The sequence below is a fragment of the Aeromicrobium sp. genome (assembly GCF_049586495.1).
Lineage (GTDB): Bacteria > Actinomycetota > Actinomycetes > Propionibacteriales > Nocardioidaceae > Aeromicrobium.
In genome coordinates, this window is sequence record NZ_JBAVCB010000065.1 from 1 (window position 1) to 6787 (window position 6787).

Annotated in this window: 10 protein-coding genes; 4 read left to right on the forward strand and 6 right to left on the reverse strand. The window is 66.3% G+C overall.

Annotated elements, in window-relative coordinates; all coding sequences use genetic code 11:
* Positions 1–180 precede the first annotated feature (180 nt).
* Positions 181–933 (forward strand): sigma-70 family RNA polymerase sigma factor, encoded by a 753-nt coding sequence (locus WB508_RS03805; protein WP_423843553.1) that lies wholly within the window; start codon positions 181–183, stop codon positions 931–933.
* Between the two features lie 92 nt (positions 934–1025).
* On the opposite strand, the gene WB508_RS03810 is transcribed toward WB508_RS03805, so the two are convergent.
* Positions 1026–1406 carry a hypothetical protein gene (locus WB508_RS03810; RefSeq protein WP_423843554.1) on the reverse strand — a complete coding sequence of 127 codons (381 nt, stop codon included), beginning with the start codon at positions 1404–1406 and terminating at the stop codon, positions 1026–1028.
* Positions 1407–1541: 135 nt separating this feature from the next.
* Between WB508_RS03810 and WB508_RS03815 the strand changes: the two genes are divergently transcribed.
* Positions 1542–2237, forward strand: a complete 696-nt coding sequence (locus WB508_RS03815; RefSeq protein ID WP_423843555.1) for a GAF and ANTAR domain-containing protein — start codon at positions 1542–1544, stop codon at positions 2235–2237.
* An 11-nt stretch (positions 2238–2248) separates the two neighbouring features.
* On the opposite strand, the gene WB508_RS03820 is transcribed toward WB508_RS03815, so the two are convergent.
* The 4 genes from WB508_RS03820 to WB508_RS03835 all read right to left on the reverse strand — a co-directional run bounded on the left by WB508_RS03820 (position 2249) and on the right by WB508_RS03835 (position 4260).
* Positions 2249–2545, reverse strand: a complete 297-nt coding sequence (locus WB508_RS03820) for a WhiB family transcriptional regulator (RefSeq protein WP_423843556.1) — start codon at positions 2543–2545, stop codon at positions 2249–2251.
* A gap of 97 nt (positions 2546–2642) precedes the next feature.
* On the reverse strand, positions 2643–3389 hold the full coding sequence (locus WB508_RS03825; protein WP_423843557.1) for a cyclase family protein: 747 nt from the start codon (positions 3387–3389) through the stop codon (positions 2643–2645).
* A 49-nt stretch (positions 3390–3438) separates the two neighbouring features.
* Positions 3439–3723 (reverse strand): DUF7218 family protein, encoded by a 285-nt coding sequence (locus tag WB508_RS03830; protein WP_423843558.1) that lies wholly within the window; start codon positions 3721–3723, stop codon positions 3439–3441.
* A 54-nt stretch (positions 3724–3777) separates the two neighbouring features.
* The gene (locus WB508_RS03835) at positions 3778–4260 is read right to left on the reverse strand and encodes an N-acetyltransferase family protein (RefSeq protein WP_423843559.1); all 483 of its coding nucleotides are present in this window, start codon (positions 4258–4260) and stop codon (positions 3778–3780) included.
* Positions 4261–4364: 104 nt separating this feature from the next.
* Here WB508_RS03835 and WB508_RS03840 point away from each other — a divergent pair, with 104 nt between their 5' ends.
* A complete protein-coding gene (locus WB508_RS03840; RefSeq protein ID WP_423843560.1) occupies positions 4365–5822 on the forward strand; it encodes a S8 family peptidase in 1458 nt (485 codons plus the stop codon).
* A gap of 53 nt (positions 5823–5875) precedes the next feature.
* On the forward strand, positions 5876–6310 hold the full coding sequence (locus WB508_RS03845; protein WP_423843561.1) for an SRPBCC family protein: 435 nt from the start codon (positions 5876–5878) through the stop codon (positions 6308–6310).
* A gap of 5 nt (positions 6311–6315) precedes the next feature.
* Here WB508_RS03845 and WB508_RS03850 read toward each other — a convergent pair.
* Positions 6316–6787: glycosyltransferase (locus WB508_RS03850; protein ID WP_423843562.1), on the reverse strand; the 472-nt coding region annotated here is incomplete at its 5' end.

A 6787-nucleotide genomic window follows, 5' to 3' on the forward strand; every position in this document is an offset into this window, starting at 1 on the left:
GAATCATCTGCGCAGCGACAGAACCCCGGTCCTCGTTTACACGAGGATTGGGGTTCTGTCGCTGCGCTTCAAAACTTCCTCATCACAGGTATTGCGCTCTGCGTTCGTCGATGCCATCGTGGTCATCGCGGTTATGCAGCAGCCGTTCACTTGAGTCACATGCCTTTGGGGGGCACTCCCGTGGACGCTGCATCAGATGAGATCACTCACTCACTGCTCGAGGCTTGCAGCACCGCCTCGCCCGCCGAACGAAGCCAGCTCGAGGACGAGATTGTCCACCGACATCTCCCGCTGGCACGCTCGCTCGCCCGCCGCTACCTCGACCGCGGCGCCGAGTTCGACGATCTCGTACAGGTCGCCAACTTCGCGCTCGTCAAGGCGATGCGCGGCTTCGACGAGACCAAAGGGGCGTTCGTTCCCTTCGCCACCGCCACGATTCTTGGTGAGCTGAAACGACACTTTCGCGATCACTGCTGGAGCGTCCGACCGCCGCGTCGTCTCCAGGAGCTGCAGGTTGACATCAACCGCGCCAGCGCAGCGCACTGGCAGGACAAGGCCCGCGCTCCGAGTTCTGCCGAGCTCGCCGAGATGCTCGACGTCGACGCGGCCCACGTGCGCGAGGCCCGAGCGGCCAACGGGTGCTACCACGCAGCGTCACTGGACGCCTCGGTCCGCGTCGACGATCAGACGGTCGGCGATCTGCTGGTCGATCCAGCCGACGACATTGGACACGTCGAAGATCTGGCCACCATCGCGCGGGCCATGCGGACCCTCGACGACACCCAGCGGGAGCTGATCGGGCTACGATTCTTCGACCACCTCACCCAGCAGGAGATCGCCGACCGGACCGGTATCAGCCAGATGCAGGTGTCGCGCCGTCTGGCGAGGTTGCTCGACGATCTGCGAGCCGCACTGACCAGCGACGTCGCCTGAACGCAGCACCGCCCGGAGACGACACGGACGGTGCGGACGGTGCGCACGCCCGTTCTGCACCAAGGCTGTTTAGATTCTGAACGGCTCGGCGATCAGCGCCGGCGATCGCCCACGATCTGATCGGCGATCCGATCGGCCAGATCGGTCTGGTTGGCGCGCATCGTCACCAGATGATGCCGTTCACGACACCCCTCACACAGCCTTTCGGCGTCGGGGCTGACCTCTTCTGCCATCACGACCACCACGTTGACCCGACTGTCTGGCAGATCCGACAGGGCGCGCATGGCCGACATGCCTGCCGTCGAGTCGAGGACCACGAGCGCGCATGACACCGAATCGATCCAACCCACGTCCACAGAGACCGTGTGCGTCGTGGCACCACGGTCACGAATCTTCGTGTCAATTTCGCTGACCAAGGGTCCTTGATCGGCGAAGATCGTCACGACGGGGCTGTCAGCGTCCGCCTCAGTCATCAACATGTCCTCCTGTCCTTCGCGTACCCATGCCGCGAGTAGCGAAACTGCCGGCAGCCCCTTGTTCCATCGAACCCCAAGTAGTGATTACATAACCGCATGGAGACGACCCCGAGGGTGGATGCGATTGGCGACGTGAACACGCCCGCGTTCTTCTCGCAGATGGCTCTGGAGCTGCATGAGGAGCCGGATGCGGACGCCACGGTGCAACGCATCGCCGAGTATGCGCGCATCGCGGTGGGCTGCGACGACGCCGGCATCATGCTCGTGCATGCCCGCAAGCAGATCGAAACCGCGGCCGCGACCTCAGCGCGCGTCGCCGCCTCGCACGATTTGCAGATCGTGCACAACGAGGGGCCCTGCCTCGACGCGATCGACGGCGACGGCGTCTACGTCGTGCCCGATACGGCCACCGATTCCCGCTGGCTGAAGTGGGGACCGGCCGTGCAGGCGCTGGGCTTGCGGAGCGCCGTCAGCGTCAGACTGGAAACTCGCGACCGACGATACGGTTCGCTGAATCTGTACTCCAGCACGGTCGAGGCGTTCGACGAGGACGACGTCGCCGTGGCCACGATCTTCACCCGACACGCGTCCGTGGCACTGGCTGCCAAGCACAACGAGGACGGGCTGCAGATTGCGATCGACGCGCGCAAGCTGATCGGCCAGGCGCAGGGCATCTTGATGGAGCGTTTCGACATCGACGACGACCGTGCCTTCAGATTCATGCGCCGACAGTCACAGGACCGCAATGAAAAACTGCGCGACATAGCTGCCTGGATCGTGGAAAATCGCGGGAACCCGGGAGCCCGCTTCAGCCACACCGCCGATTGAACAAACCTGGCTCAAGCAGCGCTCACCGGAGATCGCGTGCCCGACACGAGGTCGGACCGTTCCCGCGGGTTGAGCCCGCCCCAGACGCCGTGCTCCTCGCGCACGCTCAAGGCATGCTCAAGGCACTGCTGAACCACCGGGCATCGTTCGCAGAACGCCTTGGCTGCCGATTCGCGGCGCTCGCGAGCAAATCCGCGCTCGTGCTCGGGTGAGAAGAATCGATTGGTGTCCGTCTCCGCACAGGCACCGTCGTACTGCCACTGGTAGGACTCCCAGATGGGAGCGGGAAGCCGCTTGATGCTGACCACGACGACATCCTTTCTCACAGGTGCACCGCCCGCGCGGTGCCAACACCTGCTCCGTACCCCGCGCCGCCCACGCCAAACATTCCTCCTGACCGACGCGTCAGTGGATCGCGAAGACCCGAGCAGGGAAGCCCGATCCGCCCTTCGGCTTGCCCCACGAGGCGACGATCAGGGCGCCAGCCTCCGGCACCTGATCGAGGTGTGCCATCAGCTCGATCTGCCACTTGTCGTGCTGCAGCAGCAACAGCTCGAGACCGTAGTCGCCCGCTGACGTGGCAGATCCCGGGTCAGTGTCGGTGGTCTCGTGGCCCAGAGCCGTGATGCCGACCCGTTCGACCAGGTCGATGATCACCTCGCGCGACCAGCCAGGGACGTGACTCACCCCCGCCTCGTCGTGATGGGCCATCGCCTGTTCATCGGGCCATCGCTGGTGCCAGTCGGTGCGCAGAGCGACGAAGCACCCCGCCGGCATGGGCCCGTGACGGTCCTCCCACGCAGCCACGTCGGCGAGGGTGGGCACCGCGTCGGGATCTTGCTGTACCCGATCGGAGATGTCGAGCACGACCAGCGGCAGGATCATCTGCTGCACGGGAATGTCATCGATGGTGCGCGCACCATCGACGAAGTGCGACGGCGGATCGCAGTGCGTACCCCACTGGCCGACCAGCTCGTAGCGGTGCACGGCAAAGCCATCAGGGTCTACCTGAAAGGTCTGGGTGCGAACTTCGTCGGGAAAGGCCGGAAAGTGCGGCATGCCGGGAAAGAAGGCATGAGTCAGGTCGGTGTAGGTGCGGGTCTGCAGCTGGTGGTGCAGCTGCCACAGCGGACGCTCGTCGTGTGCGGTCACGTGGTGCTCTCCTCGGTTGCTGTCCACCTTGGCACAGCCGAGCAGCCGCTCAATGACGGCGCAGCTCCTCGATCAGCTGGTCCTTGGCGAGGTCCGAGTATCCCTCGAGGCCCAGCTCCTTCGCACGACCGCGCAGATCGTCGACGGTCCAGTCGTCGTAGGAGCCGGCTCGGCCGCCCCGGGCACCCACCGACTCCTCCGATCGTCCTGGCTGCTGCGTCGCATTCGAGACCCGGGCGGCCTTCTCCTTCGAGGCGCCGTCCTCGCGCATCGACTCGTACATGTCGGGATTCTTCAGGCTGGGGTTGTCGTCGGCGCTGCGATCAGCGGGCATGACTCCTCCTCGGTGTCACCCCTCACGTACCCGCACGGGACGTGCCGAAACCCGTCACCGTTCCAGGGAGGTGAGCGCATCCCCACTCAGGCGGTACGTCGTCCATTCATCTTGAGGCGTCGCGCCGAGCGAGTCGTAGAACTCGATGCTCGGGGTGTTCCAGTCCAGCACGCACCACTCCAGCCGCCGAAGACCCCGCATGACGCATTCGTGCGCCAGCGCCGCGAGCAACGCCCGGCCCAGACCCGTGCCACGTTGCGCCGGGTCGACGAACAGGTCCTCCAGCCAGATGCCGTTGGTGCCGGTCCACGTCGAGAACGTCAGGAACCACACCGCGATGCCGACGACCTCATCGTCGACGACGGCCACGTGCGCGTACGCGGTGGGAGCTCCCTCGCGCGGGAACAGCACCGACTCGAAGTCCGCCTGGGTGGCCTCGACCTGGTCGGCTGCCTTCTCGTACGCCGCGAGCTCATGGACGAGCTCAAGGATGCGAGGAAGGTCGGACATGACGGCGGGGCGGACCATGGTGTTCATGGGTCCATCGTCACCTACGACCGTGACGTCCTGCGCCTCTCCTCGTTCAACATGTCAGCCGGGCTCTGCTGCACGAGCAGGGCGCATGATCGGGGGATCAGCACATGCAACGACGCACATCCATGCTCGGGGCCGCCGTGGCGTCCATCGCGCTCAGTGGACTCAGTGTCATTCCAGCCCAAGCCGAAACTGCTGACTCAGAATCTGGTCTGGCCAAGGTCCAGCCGTTCTTGGCCCAGCAGCTGGCCACGCTCGAGGCCGACGAGCCGGCCGTGGCCCTGGTGCACGGTGCGACGCTGGCTGACGCGACCCGCGCGGTCGCGACAGCCGGAATGGTGCGCTCGACCAGCTTCGACAAGATCGGCGTGGTCGTCGCGGCGGGGACCAAGCAGCAGATCGACAAGGTCCGCGGGGCCGCGGGCATCACGTATGTCGAGGGCAACCAGCCCCTCACGTACTTCCAGGAGACGTCCAACCAGGCCACGCGTGGCGACGAGGCGTACCGCACCCTCACCGGCGCGAACGGCACCGCACTGTCCGGCGAGGGCGTCAGCGTCGGCGTGATCGACTCCGGCGTCGACCCCACCCACCCCTATCTCAAGAAAGCCGTCGCAGCCAGCTACAAGTCGCTGTGCGAGCCGCTCACCGAAAGCCTGTGCCAGGTCGTCAAGGTGCCGAACGCGGTCGACACCGACACGCTCTCGGCAGGCGGACACGGCACGCACGTGGCCGGCATCGTCGCCGGAGCGCCCACCACCCTCTCCGACGGCGGGCGGCTGCACGGTGCAGCGCCCGGCGCCAAGGTCATCTCGATCTCGACCGGCGCGGGCATCCTCATCGTTGGCGCCGATGCCTCGCTGAACTGGGTGCTGGAGAACCACGCCCGACCCTGCGGAGCCGAAGTCTCAGCAGCCGAGTGCCCGCCCATCAAGGTCACCAACAACTCCTACGGCCCCTCCGGCGGTGGCGATTTCGATCCGCAGTCAGCCACCGTGAAGCTGCAACGGGCGCTGGCGGCCGAAGGCGTCGTGACGGTCTGGGCCAACGGCAACGACGGAGGCGATGGCAGCGAGAGCTTGTCCAACCCTCCGGGCCAGGACCCGACGGGAGGCGTCATCTCGGTCGCTTCGTACTACGACCAGGACACCGGCACCCGGTCCGGAACCGTGTCGGACTTCTCCAGCCGCGGCAAGCAGGGCGCCCTCTCGACCTACCCCGACATCTCGGCTCCCGGTGAGGACATCACCTCCTCGTGCCGGCTGTATCTGGCGATCTGCTCGACCGGTCTCGATCCGCGCAACGGTCCCGGACCGCTCGACATCGGTACGTTCAACACGATCAGCGGCACGTCGATGGCGGCGCCCCACATCGCCGGCATCGTGGCCCAGCTGTTCCAGGCCAACCCGGCGGCCAGCCCCGCCCAGGTCGAGGACACGCTCAAGCGCACCGCCCACAAGTTCACCGACGGCGCCGCATACGAGGCGGGACCGCTCGGCACCACGTCGTACGACAAGGGCCACGGGCTGGTCGACGTGGTGGCCGCTGCCGCTGCGATCGGCTAGACGAGGTGCCCCCTGTTCGCGTGAAAACCGCGGCAGGGGGTACGTCTCCACGCATGACCCAGAAGATCGAACGCACCTTCACCGTCGCCCAGCCCGCCTCGCACGTCTGGAGCTACCTGAGCGACTTCCGGAGCACCAACGACTGGGATCCCGGAACGGAGCAAACCACGCTCGCATCTGGCGACGGCGGCGTCGGCACGGTCTACGAGAACGTCTCGTCCTTTGCGGGCAAGAAGGTCGAGATCACGTACACGGTCCAGGCCCTCGATCCCGGACGTCAGATCACGCTGCTCGGGGAATCGAGCAGCTTCACGGCCACGGACACCATCACGGTCGAGGCGAGCGGCGCCGGCTCCACCGTGACCTATGAAGCGGAATTTGAGTTCCACGGTCTGGCGAGGCTGGCCGACCCATTCATGAGCCTGCCGCTCAAGAAGCTCGGCGACGACGCCCAAAAGAGCCTGAAGGAGACGCTCGAGTCACTCTGACGCCGTCAAGCGAGGAGCTCATGAGCCAGATCGGCGCCGACACCGGCGGGCGCCCGCGGGTCGGGCCGGGCCGACGTCGTGACGGGAACGTCGTTGACCCACCAGGTCAGCGCTCCTGCCCGGCGAAGTCGGCTGACCAGATCCGCGTCCTCGTGAGCCGGAAGGGGTCGAAAGCCGCCGATGTCACGGTAGGTCGTGGCACGAACACCCAGGTTGGCGCCGTGCACGTGCGCACGCTTCGCGCGATATCGACCCACCCAGCGATGGTGCCGAGCCACGTCCTCGTCGGGGAGGCAGACCGTTCCCAGGAAGAGATCAAAGCCGAACGCCGCGCACCGGGCCTGCTCGCTCATCCACGTCAGGGGCACGCGACTGTCCGCGTCAGTGCTGGCCAGCCACAGACCGTCCGAGCCATGGCGCAGGGCCCACGCTGCCCCGAGGGCGCGAGCCGCGCCGACGTTCGGGACGGCGTCCACC

Coding starts and splice junctions, on each gene's coding strand:
- WB508_RS03810 (WP_423843554.1), bottom strand. CDS start 1,406: ATGACTGAGGCGGACGCTGACAGCCCCGTCGTGACGATCTTCGCCGAT.
- WB508_RS03830 (WP_423843558.1), bottom strand. CDS start 3,723: ATGCCCGCTGATCGCAGCGCCGACGACAACCCCAGCCTGAAGAATCCC.
- WB508_RS03835 (WP_423843559.1), bottom strand. CDS start 4,260: ATGAACACCATGGTCCGCCCCGCCGTCATGTCCGACCTTCCTCGCATC.
- WB508_RS03840 (WP_423843560.1), top strand. CDS start 4,365: ATGCAACGACGCACATCCATGCTCGGGGCCGCCGTGGCGTCCATCGCG.
- WB508_RS03845 (WP_423843561.1), top strand. CDS start 5,876: ATGACCCAGAAGATCGAACGCACCTTCACCGTCGCCCAGCCCGCCTCG.